Origin of the sequence: Streptomyces antnestii, assembly GCF_004005495.1 — a bacterium.
Classification (GTDB): Bacteria; Actinomycetota; Actinomycetes; order Streptomycetales; family Streptomycetaceae; genus Streptomyces; species Streptomyces antnestii.
Genome location: NZ_RZYA01000001.1, coordinates 971,484 through 991,213 on the forward strand (window position 1 = coordinate 971,484; position 19,730 = coordinate 991,213).

General features: G+C 66.6%; 13 protein-coding genes and 1 pseudogene. 12 read left to right on the forward strand and 2 right to left on the reverse strand.

Annotation, left to right across the window (positions count from 1 at the left end):
* Positions 1–85: 85 nt before the first annotated feature.
* From EOT10_RS04085 to EOT10_RS04105, 5 genes are all read left to right on the forward strand, one after another.
* Positions 86–1,654, forward strand: coding sequence for an acyl-CoA carboxylase subunit beta (locus tag EOT10_RS04085; protein ID WP_127826609.1), 1,569 nt, complete (start codon positions 86–88; stop codon positions 1,652–1,654).
* Positions 1,655–1,814: 160 nt separating this feature from the next.
* On the forward strand, positions 1,815–3,350 hold the full coding sequence (locus EOT10_RS04090; protein ID WP_127826610.1) for an AMP-binding protein: 1,536 nt from the start codon (positions 1,815–1,817) through the stop codon (positions 3,348–3,350).
* Between the two features lie 29 nt (positions 3,351–3,379).
* A complete protein-coding gene (locus EOT10_RS04095; protein WP_189491088.1) occupies positions 3,380–4,936 on the forward strand; it encodes a class I adenylate-forming enzyme family protein in 1,557 nt (518 codons plus the stop codon).
* A gap of 215 nt (positions 4,937–5,151) precedes the next feature.
* Complete coding sequence (locus tag EOT10_RS04100; RefSeq protein WP_127826612.1) at positions 5,152–6,006, forward strand: phytanoyl-CoA dioxygenase family protein; 855 nt, start codon at positions 5,152–5,154, stop codon at positions 6,004–6,006.
* 315 nt (positions 6,007–6,321) lie between these two features.
* Positions 6,322–7,782: an APC family permease gene (locus tag EOT10_RS04105; RefSeq protein WP_127826613.1), complete on the forward strand. Its 1,461-nt coding sequence runs from the start codon at positions 6,322–6,324 to the stop codon at positions 7,780–7,782.
* Between the two features lie 67 nt (positions 7,783–7,849).
* On the opposite strand, the gene EOT10_RS04110 is transcribed toward EOT10_RS04105, so the two are convergent.
* The gene (locus EOT10_RS04110) at positions 7,850–9,094 is read right to left on the reverse strand and encodes a PucR family transcriptional regulator (protein ID WP_127826614.1); all 1,245 of its coding nucleotides are present in this window, start codon (positions 9,092–9,094) and stop codon (positions 7,850–7,852) included.
* Between the two features lie 192 nt (positions 9,095–9,286).
* On the opposite strand from EOT10_RS04110, the gene EOT10_RS04115 reads away from it, so the two are divergent.
* From EOT10_RS04115 to EOT10_RS04145, 7 genes are all read left to right on the forward strand, one after another.
* The gene (locus tag EOT10_RS04115) at positions 9,287–10,423 is read left to right on the forward strand and encodes a saccharopine dehydrogenase family protein (RefSeq protein WP_127826615.1); all 1,137 of its coding nucleotides are present in this window, start codon (positions 9,287–9,289) and stop codon (positions 10,421–10,423) included.
* A gap of 31 nt (positions 10,424–10,454) precedes the next feature.
* Positions 10,455–10,856: an acyl-CoA thioesterase gene (locus EOT10_RS04120; protein ID WP_127826616.1), complete on the forward strand. Its 402-nt coding sequence runs from the start codon at positions 10,455–10,457 to the stop codon at positions 10,854–10,856.
* Between the two features lie 375 nt (positions 10,857–11,231).
* Entirely contained in the window at positions 11,232–12,710 is a 1,479-nt protein-coding gene (locus tag EOT10_RS04125) for an aldehyde dehydrogenase family protein (protein ID WP_127826617.1), read from the forward strand.
* The gene (locus EOT10_RS04130; protein WP_127826618.1) at positions 12,707–14,347 is read left to right on the forward strand and encodes a GMC family oxidoreductase; all 1,641 of its coding nucleotides are present in this window, start codon (positions 12,707–12,709) and stop codon (positions 14,345–14,347) included. Before EOT10_RS04125 ends, EOT10_RS04130 begins: the two co-directional genes overlap by 4 nt.
* Complete coding sequence (locus tag EOT10_RS04135; protein WP_127826619.1) at positions 14,344–14,784, forward strand: hypothetical protein; 441 nt, start codon at positions 14,344–14,346, stop codon at positions 14,782–14,784. Before EOT10_RS04130 ends, EOT10_RS04135 begins: the two co-directional genes overlap by 4 nt.
* Before the next feature lie 223 nt (positions 14,785–15,007).
* Positions 15,008–17,611, forward strand: a complete 2,604-nt coding sequence (locus EOT10_RS04140; protein WP_189491092.1) for a flavin-containing monooxygenase — start codon at positions 15,008–15,010, stop codon at positions 17,609–17,611.
* A gap of 14 nt (positions 17,612–17,625) precedes the next feature.
* Positions 17,626–18,951 (forward strand): cytochrome P450, encoded by a 1,326-nt coding sequence (locus EOT10_RS04145; protein ID WP_127826621.1) that lies wholly within the window; start codon positions 17,626–17,628, stop codon positions 18,949–18,951.
* A 589-nt stretch (positions 18,952–19,540) separates the two neighbouring features.
* Here EOT10_RS04145 and EOT10_RS04150 read toward each other — a convergent pair.
* Positions 19,541–19,671: pseudogene (locus EOT10_RS04150) on the reverse strand (IS5/IS1182 family transposase); the annotation flags it as partial.
* Positions 19,672–19,730: the final 59 nt, after the last annotated feature.

The following is a 19,730-nucleotide window of genomic DNA, read 5'->3' on the forward strand; positions in this document are numbered from 1 at the left end:
GACATCAGTGGTGCCCACGACCCACTGGAGACAGGAACGGCCTCTGGCATCGACGCGTCGAGCCCGGCTGATCGGAGAGGAAGAGATGAGCTTTACTTGGAAGGGCGCGCTGCAGGAGCTGCAGGACCGTCGTAGCCGCGCACGCGAGCTCGGCGGCGCAAGGCGCATCGCCCGCGCGCACGAACAGGGCAGGTACACGATCCGCGAGCGGATCGAGCGCTCGACGACCAGCTTCACCGAGATCGGCGAGCTCGCCTGCTACGAGGACGTCGACGCCACCGGCCAGTCGCTGGACACGCTCCCGTCCAGCTACGTGTGTGGTCTGGCGGAGTTCGCCGGGCGGACGGTGGCGCTCGGAGGTGAGGACTTCACCGTTCGCGGCGGCGCTCCGACCTCCTACCTCGGGCGCATGAAGGGCGGCCTCGGCGGCTTCGTCGAGGATCTGGCCCACGAGTACCGGATCCCTCTGGTCATGTTCCTCGAGGGGATCGGCGGCGACGTGGCCGCCCAGGCCGAGAAGGGCTACGCATACCTGGCCAGCTCGGTGAGCATGCAGCGGCCGATCGAGTTGCTGTCTCAGGTCCCGGTCCTGGGCATGATCAGTGGTGCCGCGGTCGGAGCGACTGCCGGTCGAGCCGTGCTCACGCACTTCTCTGTCATGACGAAGGACTCCGTCCTCTTCGCCGGCGGCCCGCCGTTGGTCCGGCGGGCTCTCGGCATCGACGTCGACAAGCACGAGCTCGGCGGTGGCGCACTCCACACCGGAGTGTCGGGAGCGATCGACAACCTCGCCGAGGATGAGGACGACGCGATCCGCCAGATGCAGACCGTGCTGAGCTACCTGCCTCAGAACGTGTGGGAGATGCCACCGCGGGGGGAGCGTTCGGACCCGGTTGACCGCCGTGCAGAGGAACTTCTGGACATCATTCCCGAGGAGAGGCGGCGACCGTACCGCGTCGACAAGATGATCCGCGCGGTGGTCGACAACGACTCGTTCTTCCAGGTCGGCCCCAAGTGGGGCCGTTCGCTCGTGACCGGCTTCGCCCGGATGGACGGGATCCCGGTCGGCGTGATCGCCAACAACCCCGGGGTGCTGGGCGGTGCTATTGATGCCAAGGCTGCGGAGAAGCAGATCCGGTTCGTCGACACGTGCAGTACCTTCCACCTGCCGATCGTCTACTTCGTCGATGTGCCGGGTTTCATGGTCGGCCCCGACGCGGAGCGGTCGAGCACGATCCGGTGGGGGATGCGTGCCGTCCAATCGCTGGCGGAGGCAGAGGTTCCCGTGGTGACGGTCCAGGTTCGCAAGGCGTTCGGGATGGCGGTCAACGCCACCTCCAACCCCGATCGCCTCGGCCTGCGGCTTGCGTGGCCGTCGGGAGAGTGGGGTGACCTGCCCGTCGAGGGCGGAGTCGAGGCCGGGTTCCGGAGGGAGATCGAGGCGGCCGAGGATCCTGTGGCGTACCGGAGGCTCGTGGAGGAGCGCATGCTGGGGCTCTCTGATCCGTTCAAGACTGCGGAGCACTTCGGTGTCGAGCAGATGATCGACCCACGGGAGACCCGCGAGGTCGTCTGCCGGTTCCTCGAGGCGTCCCTCCACCGGGTGCGGACGAGTCTCGGCCCCTCGCAGCGTCAGTGGCGTCCGAGGCCGTGAGGAGACACCGGATCTTTCAACGGAGATTTTCAGTGAACACCAGGCGCTTCATGCGGTCTGCGACCGCAGTGCAGGCAAAGGCGGTTGCGCCACCGTTTCCCGTGCCGGCCGGCTGGCTCAGCCGCCGGCAGAGTGCCACGAGCTGAGGGGCGATACGACGATGCATGTTCCGGCAACGCCACTTGACTTCCTGAAGCGCAGCGAAACGCTGTTCGCCGACCGCACCGCGGTCGTTGACGGCGACCGACGATTCACCTACGGCGAGTTCGCCGATCGCTGCCGGCGCGCGGGAGGGGCACTCGAGGCTCTGGGCATCCGCCCGGGCGACCGGGTCGCGCTCCTGTGCCGCAACAGCACTCTGATGCTGGAGGCGCACTACGCCGTCCCCAGCCTCGGTGCGGTGCTCGTCCCTCTCAACTTCCGTCTGCTGCCGGAGGAACTGCAGCGTCTGATCGACCACTCGGGCGCCGGCCTCATCCTGTACGACGACGAGTTCGAGTCGGCGGCAGCACAGTTGGGCTGTCGGCGTCTGAGCGCGAGTGAGTACGAGGAAGCGATCGATGGGGCAGACCCTGTGCTGTGCGAGGTCGCGGACGAGCACGATCTCCTGTCGATCAACTACACCAGCGGCACGACCGGGCGTCCCAAGGGCGTCATGTACGACCACCGGGGCGCCTATCTGCAGGCGCTTGCCATGGTGACGCACGGCCGTCTTGACTTGCGGACCAACTATCTGTGGACCCTGCCGATGTTCCACTGCAACGGGTGGACATTCGTCTGGGCCGTGACGGCGGCCGGCGGCACACACGTGTGTCTTGATGCCATCGACCCCAAGCGGATCTGGGAGATGATCGGGCGTCTGAGTATCACCCACCTCAACGCTGCGCCGACCGTCCTGATCAGCCTGGCCAACGAAGAGTCCGCCCGTGCGGTGGGAGGTCAGCCGCTGCGGGTCGGCACGGGTGGTGCTCCCCCCTCACCGTCCCTGCTCTCCAGGCTCGCCGACTTCAACATCGACGTCACGCACCTTTACGGGCTCACCGAGACTTATGGCCCGGCAGCCGTGTGCGCGTGGCAACCCGAGTGGTCCGAGCTGCCCATGGCCGAGCAGGCACAGCTCAAAGCCCGGCAGGGCAACGCGAACATTCTCGGCGGCCTCCACCGGGTCGTCGACCCTCAGGGGCGCGATGTGCCGGCCGACGGCGAGACCGTGGGGGAGGTGATCCTGCGCGGGAACAACGTGATGCGCGGGTACTTTCGTGATCCCGAGGCGACGAACGAGGCGCTCAGAGGTGGTTGGTTCCACTCGGGTGATCTGGCGGTCATGCACCCCGACGGCTACTTCGAGCTGCGGGACCGGGCGAAGGACATCATCATCGCGGGCGGCGAGAACATCGCCTCGATCGAGGTCGAGCAAGCGCTCGCGGCTCACGAAGACGTCATCGAGGTCGCCGTGGTGGGCGCGAGCCATCACCACTGGGGTGAGGTTCCCGTGGCGTACGTCGTGCGTCGCGCTGGAGCGGTTCTCGACCAGGACACCCTGATCCGGTTCGCCCGGAAGTCGCTGGCCGGCTTCAAGGTGCCCAAGGAGATTCGCTTCGTCGAGGACCTGCCCAAGACGGCGACGGGCAAGGTGCAGAAGTACCTGCTGCGCACGTCGGGCCCGGTCGCGAAATCGGCCGGAGCGCAGAGATGACGAGTTCGGCAGCGGAGACGAAGGTGGAAGTGAGCAGCGAGACCAGCCGGTACCGGCGGCGAAGCCCTGTCGAGATGCTGATCAGGGCGCAGCGGGAGGCGCCCGGTCGTCCTCTTCTGGCGTCGGAGGACGGAAGGGCCTCGGTCGGCGAGTTCGTGGACCTCGCCCGTCGGTGCGCCGTCGATCTGGTCGAGCTCCTCGGGGTCGGCGAGGGGGATCGCGTGGCTATCGTGGCGCGCAACTCGACGCACCGGCTTGCATGGCAGTACGGCGCGTACTGGATCGGTGCCGTCGAGGTGTCGGTCAACTACGAGTTGAAGGGCGGGATGCTGCGCCACATCATCGAGGACAGCGACCCGAAGGTGATCCTCGTCGACGCGGAGATCCTCTCCGATGTCGCCGAGATCGCGGGCAAGATCCCGCTCCAAGTGCTCGCGGCGCCCGTCACCTTGGGCGAGCACGTGGATGCCCCGGCGCTGGACACCGCCGAGCAACGGCTGCCGGCCGGCAGCCTGGCGACGATCTTGTACACGTCTGGAACCACGGGGCCGTCCAAGGGCGTCATGCTCCCGCGCGGATACCTGGCGAACCACGCCGACACCTTCCGCGACATGCTCGGCATCCGCGGCGGCGATGTCGGATACTTCGTGCTCCCGTTCTTCCACGTTGACGCGCACATCCTGTTGCCCGCGGTCATCGAGGCTGGTGCGTCGATCTACTTCAGGGACCGGTTCAGCGTCCGGGCGTACTGGAAAGACATCACCACCCACGGTTGCGCCTGGACCTTGGCCGTGGGCTCGATGCTCTCCGCGGTCGCGACCGCGGTGCCGCCTGCGGCATCAGACGTGCGGCTGCGGTGCGTCGTGTGCGCGCCGGTACCGGACGAGGCGTACGAGCTCTTCGAGGATCGGCTGGGTATCCCCGTCATCAGCCTCTACGGCCAGACCGAGGCGGACAGTATCGCCTTCGACTCTCCGGACGTACGCAGGCGGGGAAGCGCCGGATCGCCGTGTGAGGCCTTCGAGGTGGCGATCCTGGACGCTGACGGTTTCCGTCTGCCGAGCGGCAAGGTGGGAGAGATCTGTCATCGGCCGAACGTGCCCAACATGACCATGTCCGGATACTGGAAGCGACCCGATGCCACGGTCAGTTCATGGCGGGACCTCTGGTACCACACGGGCGATCTCGGCATGCTCGACGAGGACGGCTACCTGTTCTTCAAGGGGCGGATGACCGACTCGCTGCGGTACCGGGGCGAGAACATCTCGGCCTACGAGTTGGAGTCGGTCTTGCGTGAGGCTCCCGGGGTGGACGACATCGCGGCGATCGGCATCGTCGACGCGTTGGGTGGCGAGGACGAAATCAAGGTCCTGGTCGCATGCTCGGAAGACGCGTCCTTCGAGGCTGCAGCGTTCTTCGAATTCTGTCAGAAGAACCTGCCGCGCTTCGCGGTACCCCGGTTCGTCGAGCAGGTGAGTGCATCCGAATTCGTGCGCAGCCCCGGCACCGGCGTGATCCAGAAGCACCGGCTCTCCAGGAGCGTGTGTGGCCCGGCGGTGTTCGACCGCCGACTGGTCCGGGGCTGACTCGGGGCACGACGCAGGGGTGGTTGTGCAAAGTTCACCTCTTCTTTCCGGAAGTGTGGGGCACGATTCAGTGGCAGCCGAAACCGGCCCAAGGGAATCATGAGACCCGGATCACAGCGGATCATGATCCGATTCATACCGAAGGCCCTGGCCTGGAGCACGCCAGCGGTCCACGCAATGGCGACGACAAGTACGCAGCGGAATGAGGTAAGCAAATGAGCGAGACCCTCAGGAAGATCCCGGCGAAGGCGCCGATCGCAGACATCATGGCGATCTATCGGGAGGACGGCGGGGTCATCCTCCAGGGTGTGCTGAGCCCGGAAGAGGTCGCCACCTTCAATGCCGAGCTCGACCCCGTCGTGGGTGACTGGAAGCCGTGCGGCGAGACCACCGAGGACCCCTACATGCTGGCCTTCCTCGGCTCCAACACCAAGCGTCTCGACGCCGTTGTCTACAGCGACATCTTCGTCAAGGAGATCCTCAACAAGGAGATCATCAACGACCTCAGCTTTGCGGTGTTCAACGAGGAGTCCGGAGACTACTGGGTCTGCTCCTCGCAGGTCATCGAGATCGGTCCGAACAGCACCGCGCAGCCGTTGCACCGCGACCTCGAGGTCTGGCCGTCGCTATTCCTGCCTCTGGGCCCGGCCGGCCCAGAAGCCTGTATCAACTTCATCATCGCGCTGACCGAGTTCACCGAGGAAAACGGTGCCACTCGCGCGATCCCGGGCAGTCACCGCTGGCGGGACTACGAGGACCGCGGAACGCCCGAGGCGACCATCCCTGTGCTGCTGGAACCCGGCGACGCACTCTTCATGAGCGGCAAGGTCGCCCACGGCGGTGGCGCGAACGTCAGCTCCGACCAGTACCGCCGCGGCGTCAGCTTCGGCATCTGCCCGAGCATGCTCGTCGGCGAGGAGGCCTACCCGCTCATCGTCGGCACCGAGCGGGCCAAGACCCTGCCCAAGCGGGTGCAGAAGATCCTCGGCTTCACATCGCAGTACCCGAAGAACTCGCCCGGCATCTGGCAGGGCAACTACGGCGAGCTGTCGGAATTCCTCGGCGTGTGAATTCGCTGCCAAGCGGCCAGGGCGGCTGCCGTCCGAATAAACGCGTCGGCCCAGCCCGGCTATTTCGCCCCTGCGTCTGCTAGCGCCTGCTCGCCGCCCGTATAAATTGCGGGCGGCGATCTGCGTTTTATTCGCAGCGTATGAGTGGGCGATGCAGTCTGCACCGTCGTGGGGTCGATTGTGAGACTTTTTGTTGTGGTCGGCGACGGGCTGACTGAGGACAGTTTCGTGAGGAGCGTCACAAGAAAGCTTCCAGCGTAAACCGACCACACGAGCGCTGCTGTATCGGCAGCCCGTTACTGAGAGACCGAGGACATGAGTGCATTCGATCAAACGGTGACACCCGCGGCGGACACCAGCTCAGAACGGGACCACGTGCTTCGTGGCAACCTGAACACCTTCAAGCTTCTGTTCGCGGTCCTGGCCTTCAACGGCCCGATCGCGGGCGTCATCTCGTTCCTTCCGCTCGTCATCGCGTACGGCAACGGCGTCGGCGCCCCAGCCGTGTTCGTCGCGGCGGGCATCCTGGTGGCGTTGTTCTCGGTGGGCTTCCTCAAGATGTCGCGACACATCGACAACCCGGGCGGCTTCTACTCGTACGTGACCAAGGGACTCGGCCGTGAGGTCGGCCTCGGCTCTGCCTTTCTCGCGATCGTCACCTATGGGCTGATCTTCATCGCGATCTTCCCGCTGGAGGGCATCTATCTGCAGAAGCTGGTCCATGACACCTTCAACGGGCCGGACGTCTCGTGGAAGTGGTACGCGCTGTTGACGGTCGTGGTCGTCGCCGTCTTCGGATACTTCAATGTGGAGTTCTCGGCCCGCGCGCTCACCATCGCCATGGCCCTCGAGGGAGCGATGATCATCGTCTACGACGTGTCCGTGCTCCTGCGTGGCGGAGCGCACGGCCTGTCGATGCATTCCTTCACGCCCCACAACATGTTCTCCGGCAATGTCGGCATCGGCCTGCTGTTCGCGATGCTCTGCTTCTCCGGCTTCGAGGTCACGGCCATCTTCCGCGACGAGGTCAAGAACCCGAACAAGACCATCCCCAGAGCCGCGTACCTGTTCATCGCCATCATCGGTATCGGCTATGCCGTCTCGGTGTGGGTGCTGATACAGGCCGTCGGTGAGAAGAGCGTCATCGCCCAGACCCAGGCAGACCCGACCGGCACCGCGCTGGCCTCGGTGCGGACGTTCTCGGGAACCCTCGCGGTCGACCTCGTCACCGTCCTGATCTGTACCGGCGCCTTCGCCTCGGTACTCGCCGGCCACAACGTGCTCGCTCGCTACATCTTCAACCTCGGTGTCGACGGGATCTTCCCGAAGGCGCTGGGCAAGGTGCACCCCAGGCATGGCTCGCCGAGCCTGGGCTCGGTCGTCATGACCACGGTCGCGCTGGCCTCGGTGCTGATCATGATCGCCATGAATGCGAACCCGCTCACCGTCTACGCACCCCTGACGGGCGGTAACGGCTACGGCCTGATCCTCGTGCTGTTCGTGACGACGATCGCGATCCTGGCGTTCATGTTCCGCACGAAGCCCGAAGACACCAACGCGTGGCACCGCCTCGTCGCGCCAAGCCTGGCGCTGGTCGGCCTCGGTGTCGGCCTGTGGCTGGCCAGCAAGAACATCGAAGTCCTCGTTCCCAACGGCGGAGGCGCGGTGGCCGCGATGCTCACCCTCGTCTACGGCGTCTTCGTGGCCGGAATCGTCTGGGCCCTGGTGCTCAAGAAGATCCGGCCCGCGTCGTACGCCAAGATCGGCCGCCAGTAGCCCTGTTGCCGCCTGTTCGTCGCCGGGGATGCGGTGTCGGCCCGGTCGAGTTCTACGAGGGTCGGCCTCAGCCGGCCTTCGTGGAACGCGGACCGTCCTTCGTCAGTTCGACAAACAGCAGCGCGATGTCGACTTCGCTGGCGTTCTCGGTCAGCGGCCTCGGCAGGAGGGCAGCGGCGCGGGCAAGCCGGCGGTCGATCGTGTTGCGATGGGCGAACAGCAGCTCGGCGGTACGCGAGGCGTTGAACTGCTCGCGGATGAAGGTGCGCACGACGACCCGCAGATCCTGGGAAGCGTGCGCCAGGTCACCCAGGGTGTCCTCGACGAATCGCCGGGTCTCCTCCTCCTCCGACAGCATGGTGAGCAGCCGGACGTCCTGGAAGCGGACGATGTCGGCGGATGACCCCAGTCGAAGGAGCAGGCGCTTCACAGCCATCGCATCCATGTGGCTGCGGCGGAACCCGAGGAGGTCCTTGGCCGGGTTGCCCAGGGCGAGGTGCGTACCCGGTGCCGGCGACACCGCCTCGCGCAACGACTCGACGGTGGGCAGGTGGCTGGTCGGGAGCCAGATCCACGCCGTGGTCAGTCCGGCCAGGAGGGTCAGCCTGTGATGTGCGCCTACGACCCGCATCAGCTGCTCCCCGACAAGCTCGAAACTCGGGGCGGATTCGACGGATTCGGCCCAGACGACACCGGCGATGTGGTCCCCGGTCAGCGCATAGGACAGCTCGGCTTCGGCCCGCTTCCGCTCCAGCGGAGCGCCGTCGAGGAGCAGTTGAACGGTTGCCTGACGCTGCAGAGGGGTCCGCGCGGCGAGATCGGACTGGGATGCCTGGACCGAGGCGCTCAAGGCCGCCATCGCGTCGTCGGTGAACGTCGTGATCGAGGCCGCCGACACCTCGATGACCTCCTGGAGCACGTCCTGGTGGGTGGCGCGTTTCAAGCAGGCCCTGAGCCACCACGACCACACGACGCTCTGGGCCGAACGCCAGGGGCCGATGTCGTCCGCGGTGAAGCCGCGGAGCACGAGGTCGCTGGCGTACTTGGAGAGCGCCTCGGTCCGGGGAGGGGTGATGCGGCGTCCCGGGGTCTCGATGTTGCCCGTGAGCCACCGCTCGATGTTGGTACGTGTGATCTCGAGATCGAGGTCCGCGAGGGCTGTGCCCTCGGCCCAGGCGGGATCCTGCGTGGTCTGCCGGCCCGACGTGACGACTTCCTCGATCAGCTTGTCCGCCTGAGGACGGAGCTCGATCGCGACTTGCCGGACGATCTCGAGCGCTTCCGCCGAGGGAATGGGCCACAACTCGTTCATAGAAAACCAACCAATTCCTTCTACTGATCTGTTTGGCGACCTGACATCCCATTGCTGTAGCCGAGCGTACCGCCCGGGCTGTCCGGAAACGCGCCTAAGTGAATTCCGCGAGTGCCGACTCTTGACGGTTTCCGAGTGTGGAATCTATCGTCGCACCCATTCGTGCTTAATGTCATTAAGGAGGGAGCAAAAATGCGTGTCTCAGTAGTTGGTGGAGCCGGTGGCATCGGCCGCGCGGCGGTGCACGCCGTGGCAGGATTCGACGAAGTCGCCGAGGTGGTCGTCCTCGATCGCGACGCCGAGCGCGGTGACCGACTCGTCGCCCGCATCGGAGCCAAGGGGACGTTCCAGGCGTACGACGCCGACAACGACGATCTGGCGGCGATGCTCCGCGGCAGTGACGTCGTGATCAGCACTCTCGGCCCGTACACGCGATTCGGTCGCCGGACGATCGAGGCCGCCATCGAGGCCGGTGTGGACTATGTCGACGTCAACGACGACTGGGCGCCGACTCTCGAGGCGCTCACCTTGGGGGACCGGGCGAAGCAGGCCGACGTCACGGCCGTCGTGGGCATGGGGGCGAGCCCAGGCGTCGTCAGCGTCCTCGCGATGCGCGCGGTGCGCGAGCTCGACACCGTCGACGAGCTCGTCACCGGGTGGGCGCTCGCGGGCGTCGGTCCGGAGGAAGGCAACGCCAAGCCGAGCGCGGCCTTGATCCACACCGTCGAGGAGACGACCGGCCTGATCAAGGTCACCGAGGACGGCGTCGAGCGAATGGTTCCGCCGCTGCAGACCTTCGACCTGGACTACCCGGGGATCGGCAAGCTCGACATCCGGACCATCGGCCACCCTGAGCCGGTGACGCTTCCCCGAGTGGTGAAGGGCCTCCGCCGAAGCGTCAACGTGATGTCCGGGCCGAACTGGTGGTTCGAGCACCTGGAGTCGGTGGCCAAGCGGGTCGACGCCGGCGAGCTCACCGTTCGGGACGCCGCGCTGATCCTCGAAGAGCCGGTCGAGCGGCCGGCCGACGCACCGCCGACCCTTCGTACGCCCACGCTGTGGGCCTGGGCGAAGGGCCGGAAGGACGGCTGCGACGCCCGCGTCGGCGTCGGGCTCGTCAAGTGGCCCGTAGGCAGGATGGCACCGGCGACGGCCATCCCGGCCGCCGTCGTCGCCCAGATGCTGCTGCGCAAGGAGATCAAGGCGCCCGGCGTGGTGACGCCCGAGGAGGTCGTCCCGTTCGAGCTGCTCATGGAGCGCCTGGATCCGTTCTACGTGCTGCCGCAGAGCGTGCCTGACCTCTACACCGTCGCCGTCGAGTTCGACTGACAGCGCGGCTCGTTGAGACGGAGGCAAGAAGATGAGCGACTTCACTCCCACCTGGGAGCACACGCTCGTGCTCCGGGAGCGCGACTTCGACGGGCTCGGCCACCTCACGGCGGCGGCTTACCTCGAGGTTCTTGAGGAGGCCCGCACGGTGTGGCTGCGCTCGACGGTGGTCGACGGTCCGCCGATGTATGTGGTGGCCGAGCAGAACATCCGGTACCGCAGGGAGATCCGCCAGGGGGACTCACCGCTGCGGATCCTGATCGCGCCCAGTCTCGACTCGCCGCAGCGGTACACGGTGAACGAGACCATCGTCAGCAGCGCGGGCAACGTCCACGCCGTTTCCCGAGCGGTGCTCGTCGCCTGGGATCCGGTGCACCGACGACCCCGTGATCTCAATGAGCTCGAGCTTGCGCTCGTCGCGCCGCCCTTGTAGGCGGCAGGCCGCGGCACGGATCCGGCGGCGTCGTGCTGTTCCGCACGGCGATCGGCGCGGTGGGGATCCTCCCGATCGCGCTACGGCACGGACTGGTGCGGCAACTACGAGAGTGCCGAGGTGCACTCTGCACAGGAAATGCAGCGGAATTGCCAAGAACCGTTGCAGCCGAGATCACGCGCCACATGACAGGGTCGTGGAAATCGATGTTCCGTCTACGACTTCCTTCCCAAGTCCCACTGCGAGCGCATTTTCCTCGTGGGCGGTTGCGCCGCAACGACGGCGAGTAGCGAGGCATCGGCTCGATATTCGGTTACTTCGCGGAAAACAGGTGCTCTGGTGCGCGAAGGCTCGGACTTGGAAGGACTTGTACCCATGGGTGAACCGCCGGCGACCGCCGAGATCCACGCGGGACTGCTGATCGGAGGCGAATGGGTCTCGGAGGGCCGCGACCGCCGCGACTCGGTGAGTCCCGTGACGGGCGAGGTCATCGGGTCATTCGTGCTGGGGACCGCTGAGGACGTGGACCGTGCGATCTCGGCCGCGCGTGCCGCGGCACCGGCCTGGGCGACGAAGACCGTCTACGAGCGCATCGAGCTCCTCGAGGCCGTCGTCCGCGTCCTGGAGGCGCGCCGGAAGGACCTCGCGACGCTGATGACGCTCGAGCAGGGCAAGCCCTATGCGGCCGAGGCCTGGTTCGAGGTCGACGAGGCGATAGGGCACTTCAACGAGGCAGCCTTGGGCGCGCGAACGCTCCTCGAGGGCCGCGTCGTGCCGTCGGCTGTCGCCTCCTGCCGCAACTACGTCTATCGAGTGCCCCTTGGCGTGGTCGGTGCCATACAGCCGTGGAACTTCCCGCTGGGCATGGCGGCCCAGCACGTCGCGCCGGCGATTGCGGCAGGCAACACGGTCGTCTCCATCCCCGCCCCCACCACGAGCCTCGTCGCGCACCTGTTCATGCAGTGCCTGGTCGAGGCCGGTCTGCCGGCCGGTGTCGTCAACTTCGTCACCGGCGAAGGCGCCGTGGTCGGCGATGCCCTCACCGCCGACGAGCGGGTGAACGCGGTGATCTTCACCGGATCGACCGCGACCGGGAAGCTTGTCGCCGCCAACGCAAAGGAGCGCGCCCGGCTGCTGGAGCTGGGCGGCAACGGCCCGATGGTCGTCCTCGAGGACGCGGACCTCGACCGCGCCGTCGCCGGCGTCATGGAGGGAGCCCTCCTCAACGCCGGTCAGGCATGCTCCGCCGCGGAGCTCATCCTGGTCCACGACGACGTCTACGACGAGTTCGCCGAGAGGCTCGCTGAGGCCGTGCGGTCGTCGGTCGTCCTGGGCAACCCGTTCGAGGAGACGACGACCATGGGTCCGCTCCAGAACGAGCCGACCGCGGCCAAGGTGGACAGCCACGTCGCCGACGCTGTGGCCAAGGGAGCCACGATCCTGACCGGCGGTGCCCGAGCGGAGCGCTTCCCGACCGAGCTCTACTGGCCCGCGACGGTGTTGGCCGGTGTGACCGGAGAGATGGCGATCAGTCAGGCCGAGACCTTCGGCCCGGTGATGCCGCTCCAGCGGATCTCCTCGGAGGAGGAGGCTCTGCGGCTGATCGACGAGTCCAGCTACGGACTGTCCGCGGCCGTCTTCACCGAGAACGTCGGTCGTGGCCTGAAGTTCGCCGAGCGGGCCTCGGCAGGTTCGGTCAATGTCAACACCTCCAGCGTCTGGACCGAGCTTGCCCTGCCCTTCGGCGGCCGCTCCGGCAAGGGCAGCGGAGTGGGTCGAGTACAGGGCCACTATGCGCTTGAGGCCTTCATCGAGTACAAGACGATCATTGTCGACCTCGGGGGTGCCCAGTGAGCAGGAACGGGGCCGCCCACTACACCGACGCCGACCGCGACGTCCTGATCATCGGCGCCGGTCCGTCCGGCGTCACCTCGGCCCGCGTGCTGGCCGAGAGCGGGTTCAAGGTGACCGTCCTGGAGCAGGGTGACTGGACGAACCTCGCCGACTACCCGAGCACCCGGCCGGACCGTGAGCTGCTGGTGGCCGGCCCGTGGAACCCGAACCCCAACATCCGGCGTGCGCCCAGCGATTACCCGGTCAACGACGACGAGTCCGACGTCCACACCTTCATGTACAACGGCGTGGGCGGCAGCAGCATCCTGTTCGCCGCCGAGTGGCCGCGGATGATCCCATCCGACTTCCGGGTCAAGACGCTCGACGGGATCGCCGACGACTGGCCGCTGACCTATGAAGACCTGCAGCCGTACTACGAGATGATCGACGAGATGATCGGTGTCTCGGGGCGCGGTGGCAACACGGCCTACCCGCCGGGTGAGGCGCCACCGCAGCCCCCGCTGCCGATCGGCAGGATCGGCGAGGTCGCCGCGCGTGGGATGAACCGGCTCGGCTACCAGTGGTGGCCCGGAACGCACGCCATCCTGTCGCGAGCCATGGGCAATCGTGGCGGATGCGCGCGCTGGGCAACCTGCAGCAGTGGTTGCCCCGAGGGCGCCAAGGCGTCCTTCGACGTGGCGATGTGGCCGGCCGCGATCGCCGCGGGTGTCGAGCTGATCACCGGCGCGCGCGCCCGCCAGGTGACTGTCTCCGACAAGGGCCTTGCCACCGGCGCGACCTGGATCGACCGCAAGGGCGTCGAGCGCCACTCTGCAGCTCCCATAGTGATCGTGTGCGCCAACGGCATCGGCACGCCGCGCCTGCTCCAATTGTCCTCCTCGTCGCGGTTCCCGGACGGCCTCGGCAACTCCTCCGGTTACGTCGGGCGCAACCTGATGATGCACCCGGTGGCCACGGTCTTCGGCGCGTACGAGGACGAACTCGAGAGCTGGCTGGGACCGTTCGGCCAGCCGATCTGGTCGATGCAGTTCGCCGAGACCAACATCGACCGCGGTTTCCGCCGCGGCGCGAAGTGGACCATCGCGCCGGTCCCGGGACCGGTCGAGATCCTGCAGCGCCTGGCTTCGCTGCCGCTGGCCGAGCGCAGCGGCGCTGCGGGCCACCGGCTCGTCGAGCGCTTCCAGGGCAAGTGCTTCGAGTGGTCGGCCTCGGTCGAGGACCTGCCGGTCTTCGACAACACCGTCACACTCGACCCCGAGCGCACGGACAGCGACGGGATCCCGATCCCGAAACTGCGCTACACGATGTCCGAGGAGAGCAGACGTGCCCTCGACTGGAACATCGACCGGCTCGTCGAGGTCCACGAGGCATCGGGCGCCACCTTCACCCACCGGGTCGACTACATGCCGGAGATGGGCTGGCACCTGCTGGGCACGGCCCGTTGTGGAGACGACCCCGAGACGTCGGTGGTGGACGGCTACGGCCGGTCGCACGACGTACCCAACCTGTACGTCTTCGACGGGAGCGTGTTCGTCACCTCCTCGTCCGTCAATCCGACCTCTACCATCACCGCCTTCGCGCTGCGGGCTGCCGAGCACCTCGCCGAGAATGCCGCCAACCAAAGGACTCCGCTGTGACTGTGACCGTGAACGTGTCGCTGACAGGCCGGGCCCGCCTTGGGGCGATCAGGCTTGCCGACCTGTGGTTCCCCGGCAGCGCGGTCTCGCCTGCGATGACCGCCCTGCCGGAGTACGCCGCGCTGCTCGACGTCGCGTTGGCGGCGAACGCCGAGTTGACTGCTGCCTTCCTGGAGATCGCCGAGCGCGCCGCCGACGTGGCCGAGCTGACAGCGCAGACGCTCGAGAACTGGCCCGCTGACGTTGTCGAGGGTGCGTACACCGTCGCGATGTGCGCCTACTACATGTCGAAGGCAGTGCGCACCGCCATCGGCTACCCCGGCCAGCAGCGTGTGCCCGCCGCCCGCGACATCGGAAACCCAGCGCTCATCGAGGAGTTGCTCGCTCCGGTCCTGGCCCGTGGGGCGCTTTATGTCGCCACGCCTGCCCTGCAGTAGCCGGATCCACAGGGCCCGGACCGGTGGGCATGCCGGTCGCCGGCGAACGGTGTTTCTGCAGGAAATTCCCGGACGCCGGTACGCAGCACATTGCACCAGCGCGGACGAAAAATGCCACGCTCCTGCACCAGTATTCACATCGTCATTTCGCTAGCCTCGACGAAGTCAGGCAAAGGAATTTGACCGATTCTCAGACATGACTTCCAGTAGAAGGGTTCGGGAAATGATCCGTGTTGATGCGGTCGTGATTGGCGCCGGATTCGCCGGTGTCTATGCAGTCCACAAGCTCCGGGACGAAGTCGGGCTGCAGGTGCGGGGCATCGAGGCGGCGGAGACCGTCGGCGGTGTCTGGCACTGGAACCGCTACCCCGGGGCTCGGTGCGACGTTCACTCGACGTCCTACTCCTACAGCTTCTCCGACGAGTTGACGCAGAGCTGGGAATGGACCGAGGCATACGCGCCCCAGCCGGAGATCAAGGCATACCTGAACCACGCCGCGGACTGCCTCGACGTCCGCAAGGAGTTCGCCTTCAATACGCGGGTCACCTCGGTGGTCTGGGAGGACGACGAGCAGCGCTGGACCGTCAGCACCGACCGAGGTGATACCTACAGCGCTCAGTTCGTGGTCGGCGCCCAGGGCAACCTCTCCGTGGCGAAAGACCCAACCGAATTCGTCGGGCTCGACAACTTCCAGGGCGAGAAGTACTTCACGAGCAGCTGGCCAGCCGAGGAGGTCGACTTCTCGGGCAAGCGGGTCTGTCTCGTCGGCACCGGTTCCACCGGAACGCAGATCGCCGAGGTCATCGCGAAGACCGCGGGTCATCTGACGATCATGCAGCGGACAGCCAACTTCGCCGTGCCGGGTCTGAACCACACCGTGGAACCTGAGCAGCGGACCTGGAACGCCCAGAACGCGGCGGCGCTCCGGGCCCGGGACCGGCTGAACTTCTACGGAGTCACCATCGGCGAAGACCTTGCCCCGCTGCCGTCGGCCGCCGGCATGCCCGACGACGAACGGCAGGCGCTGTTCGACACGAACTGGCCGGCCGGCGGTGACGCGTTCCTGCAGATCATCGCGGACCTGGTGGTCAACGAGGAGTCCAACAAGCACGTTTCTGACTATGTCCGTGACCGCATCAGGGACCGGGTGAACGACCCGGAGGTGGCAGAACTTCTGTGCCCCACCGACCATCCGATCCTGTCCAAGCGGATTGTGCTCGAGAACGGGTACTACGACATCTTCAACCAGGACAACGTCAGCCTGGTCAGCGTCAAGAACAACCCGATCGAGCGGTACACCGAGCGTGGCCTGCGGCTCGCCGATGGTACTGCGCACGAGTTCGACATGATCGTCATGGCGACCGGATTCGACTCGATCACCGGACCGGTCAAGGCGCTGGGGCTGCGAGGTCGCAACGGAGTGGCCCTGGACGACGTGTGGGCGGACGGTCCGGTCACCTATGTGGGATCGGCGATCCCCGGCTTCCCGAACTTCTTCCTCATCGTCGGACCGACCGGACCAGCGGCGTTCTACAACAACCCGGTGTCGATCGAAGACTTCGTCGACCACACGGCCTCGGCCATCAAGTCGACGCTCGATTCCGGTTGCGGCGTCATCGAGGCCACCGAGGACGCGGCCCGGCGTTGGTACGCGATCGCGAGCGGACTCTTCGACAACTCGCTGCTCCCGTACGCCAACTCCTGGTACCGCGGCGTGAACGTGCCAGGGAAGAAGCCCGCGACCTACATCCTGCTCGCCTCCGGGGTGCTGTGGCGGGCATACGCCGCGGCGATCAAAGCGAGCGGCATGGGCGGCTTCGCACTCGACGGCGTCGAGCGCTCTGTGCCGCCGGTCCTGAAGCTCGGCTGGGCGGCCACCCGTCTGTTCGACGAGATGCTCCTCCAGCTGGCCGGCGAGACGCCGCCGCCGCTCAGGGAGCTGGACATCGCGACGTACCGCGAGATGGCCGACGGGTTCACGGCGGCCGGCGGTATCGCGCCGCGCGACCTCGCGGTCGCCGACACCACGTACAGCGGTCCAGGGGGCGACCTGCCCATGCGGGTGTTCACGCCCCGTGGCGAAGCCCCGAAGCCGGTAGTGATGTACCTCTTCGGCGGAGGCTTCGTAAGCGGCAGTGTGGAGGCCCACGACAACCTGCTGCGCCTGATGGCGGACGAGCTCGACGTCGTCGTCGCCGCTCCGCAGTACCGGCTGGCTCCAGAGAACCCGTTCCCGGCCGCGCCGGACGACGCGTACGCCGCGTTGCAGTGGGTGGCCGCGAACATAGACTCCTACGGCGGCGACCCCGAACGGATCGTGATCGCAGGGGAGAGCTCTGGGGGCAACCTGGCTGCCGTGACGGCGCTGCGGGCCCGCGACGAGCACGGTCCGGCCCTGATCGGCCAGGCACTGTTCGAGCCGGCCATCGACGCCGAGGCGGACACCGCGTCCCGCCGTGAGTACGCCGAGGACTGGCTCATGTCCGCAGCGGACGCCGCCACGTGCTGGAGCTACTACCTCGGTGAGGACCTGAAGCACGCAGCGTCGCCGCTGGCCTCCCCTCTGCGTGCGAGCAGCCTCGTCGGCCTCCCGCCGGCAGCGGTTGTCACCGCCGAATGCGACATCCTGCGCGACGAGGGCGAGCAGTACGCAGCGGCCCTGCAACAGGCGGGCGTTCCGACCACACTGGTTCGGATGCCTGGCACCGTGCACGGAGGCCTGCCGTTCATCGAGTGGCTTCCGGAGTACCGGGCCGCGTTCACGGCCATCAGCGATCTCGTGGCCCGGACCGGCGCGCCGGCGACCGAGGTCCTGACCGAGGCCTGATGAGGCTCTCTCGTATGTGGGCTGATGCGACGTCCCGCCCGTCCGCGGCAGCGCTGCCGCGGACGGGCGGGGTTCCCATACCTGCAGGGGGGACGGAACAACTCGGGGATGAGCATGGGCCCGAGCGGGTCGATCTCTTCGACCGCCGCTTCGTTGCCGACCCGTTTCCCACGCTGATGGCGCTGCGTGGGGCTGCCCCGGTGTATCGCGATCCCGGGACCGGTCTGTGGCTCGTCAGCAGGTATGCAGATGTGCGGGAGATTCTCCTGGATCCCTCGACCTACCGGCCGGACAATGCCCAGAACGTTGTCGCCCGGCTCTCGGTGCCGGCCCTTCGTGTCCTTGCCGCAGCTGGCTTCACGCTCCCACCTGCTCTCGCCAACAACGGCGGACCCAGCCACTTTCCGATTCGTCGACTGGTCTCCCGCTTCTTCAACTCGGATCAGGTCAGCGCCGCAGCTCCGCTGATAGAGAAGACAGCGGAAGAACTGCTGACCGCTGTTCGGCACGTGCTTGAGCGCGGCGAGGTATGCGATCTGGTCACCGCATTCGCGCGGCCGCTGCCGTGCCATGTGATGATGCGCATGCTCGGAATCGAGAACATGCCGGCTACGACATTGCAGGGATGGAGCGATGCGGCCCTGGAGCTGTTCTACGGTCGCCCGTCAGCCGATCGGCAGCTGGAACTGGCCACACAGGTAGCCGACTTCTATCGATGGTTGTCAGGGCTCGTCGCTGATGCCCCGGAAGGCGGCCTGATGGGGGCGTTGCGCAGGCACCGGCTGCCGGATGCTGAAAAGCTCGGTGATTCGACGGTCGTGGCGGTGTGTTTCTTCGTCTTCGTCGCGGGCCACTCCACCACCGCACTGCTGATCTCCACCTTGTTGCACCGGGCGCTGACCGAGCCTGGCCTGTGGTCACGCGTGTCGGACGAGGCGGACGTGGCTGAAGGATGGGTAGAGGAGGTTCTACGGCGTGAGCCACCGGTAACGAGTTGGCGGCGGGTCACGACGGGACCGGTAACCCTGAGCGGGGTCGATGTACCGCCGGACGCGCCATTGCTGTTGATGCTCATGGGCAGTGGATCGGATCCGGAGGTCTTCGCCGATCCGGAGCGGATGTGCCCAGGCAGGGCGAATGTCCGCCATCACCTGGCCTTCGGCGTAGGCCGCCACCGCTGCCCGGGCGCTTCCTTGGCACGAACGGAGGCGGCTTTGGCGCTGCGGGCTGCGGCTCGACGCCTGCCGCAAGCGCGTCTCGCGATGGCTGACGCAGAACCACCGATGCTCGGCCTGCTGTCCTTTAGGGGGCCTTTGCAGGTCGTGGTGGCCCCGCACTAAGGCAATACATCTACGTCTCTAGTTGCCTGAAACGCTGGGGGTCAAGGGGTCGCAGGTTCAAATCCTGTCGTCCCGACAGTTCGAACGTATCGAACGTCGCAGGTGAAGGGCCGTTTTCAAAACGGCCCTTTTTCTGTTCCCGGGCCCGCTCCCTGGGAGCGCCGGGAGGGAGCGCGCTCCCTCCCAGTCCCCTTAACTGATTGCTCCCACTCGGGCCGCTGTCCACATATTCGATTTCTTGCTCGCGCGTTCACATTCTTGTCCGTTTTGTGGCCGCAGGCTCCCCGTCGTTCGGGGTGTCTTATAGGTATGGGACTTCCGCTCTTCGCGCAGGTCACACTCGCTCCCAGTGGGAGCGGGGCTGGGAGCAGCGTCCCCATATCAGGATCCGAGGGTATGGGGTCATGCGAAATTTTGGCCCCATGTCCGATTTCGGGGACCCCATATGTCGGATTCTTGTCCGGGCCTGCGCGGCATCGAGACGTTGAACGCGGTTGCGGGATGCTGCATAGCTGGGCAGGGGGCTCGCGGCAGTGATAAGCCGGTTCTCGTCGGCCATCGGGGGGCGGTTCTCCAGCGGGAGGCTTCACGGCCAGCTCTCGCGGACGGCGGCCGCACCCTCGCGCCGCAGCACGGTCACCTGCTTCCCGAAGGCACGCGGGCTCAGCTGGTGAATGGGTCTATCCGGGAGAGCTCCGACGCTGTGATCACACCAGCCACCGCTGGATCATCGCAGCTGCAGATGTCGCTGGTTCCGACTGAAGCTTTGCGTATTCGAC

Coding starts and splice junctions, on each gene's coding strand:
- EOT10_RS04090 (WP_127826610.1), top strand. CDS start 1,815: ATGCATGTTCCGGCAACGCCACTTGACTTCCTGAAGCGCAGCGAAACG.
- EOT10_RS04145 (WP_127826621.1), top strand. CDS start 17,626: ATGTGGGCTGATGCGACGTCCCGCCCGTCCGCGGCAGCGCTGCCGCGG.
- EOT10_RS04120 (WP_127826616.1), top strand. CDS start 10,455: ATGAGCGACTTCACTCCCACCTGGGAGCACACGCTCGTGCTCCGGGAG.
- EOT10_RS04100 (WP_127826612.1), top strand. CDS start 5,152: ATGAGCGAGACCCTCAGGAAGATCCCGGCGAAGGCGCCGATCGCAGAC.
- EOT10_RS04085 (WP_127826609.1), top strand. CDS start 86: ATGAGCTTTACTTGGAAGGGCGCGCTGCAGGAGCTGCAGGACCGTCGT.
- EOT10_RS04125 (WP_127826617.1), top strand. CDS start 11,232: ATGGGTGAACCGCCGGCGACCGCCGAGATCCACGCGGGACTGCTGATC.
- EOT10_RS04105 (WP_127826613.1), top strand. CDS start 6,322: ATGAGTGCATTCGATCAAACGGTGACACCCGCGGCGGACACCAGCTCA.
- EOT10_RS04110 (WP_127826614.1), bottom strand. CDS start 9,094: ATGAACGAGTTGTGGCCCATTCCCTCGGCGGAAGCGCTCGAGATCGTC.
- EOT10_RS04115 (WP_127826615.1), top strand. CDS start 9,287: ATGCGTGTCTCAGTAGTTGGTGGAGCCGGTGGCATCGGCCGCGCGGCG.
- EOT10_RS04140 (WP_189491092.1), top strand. CDS start 15,008: ATGATCCGTGTTGATGCGGTCGTGATTGGCGCCGGATTCGCCGGTGTC.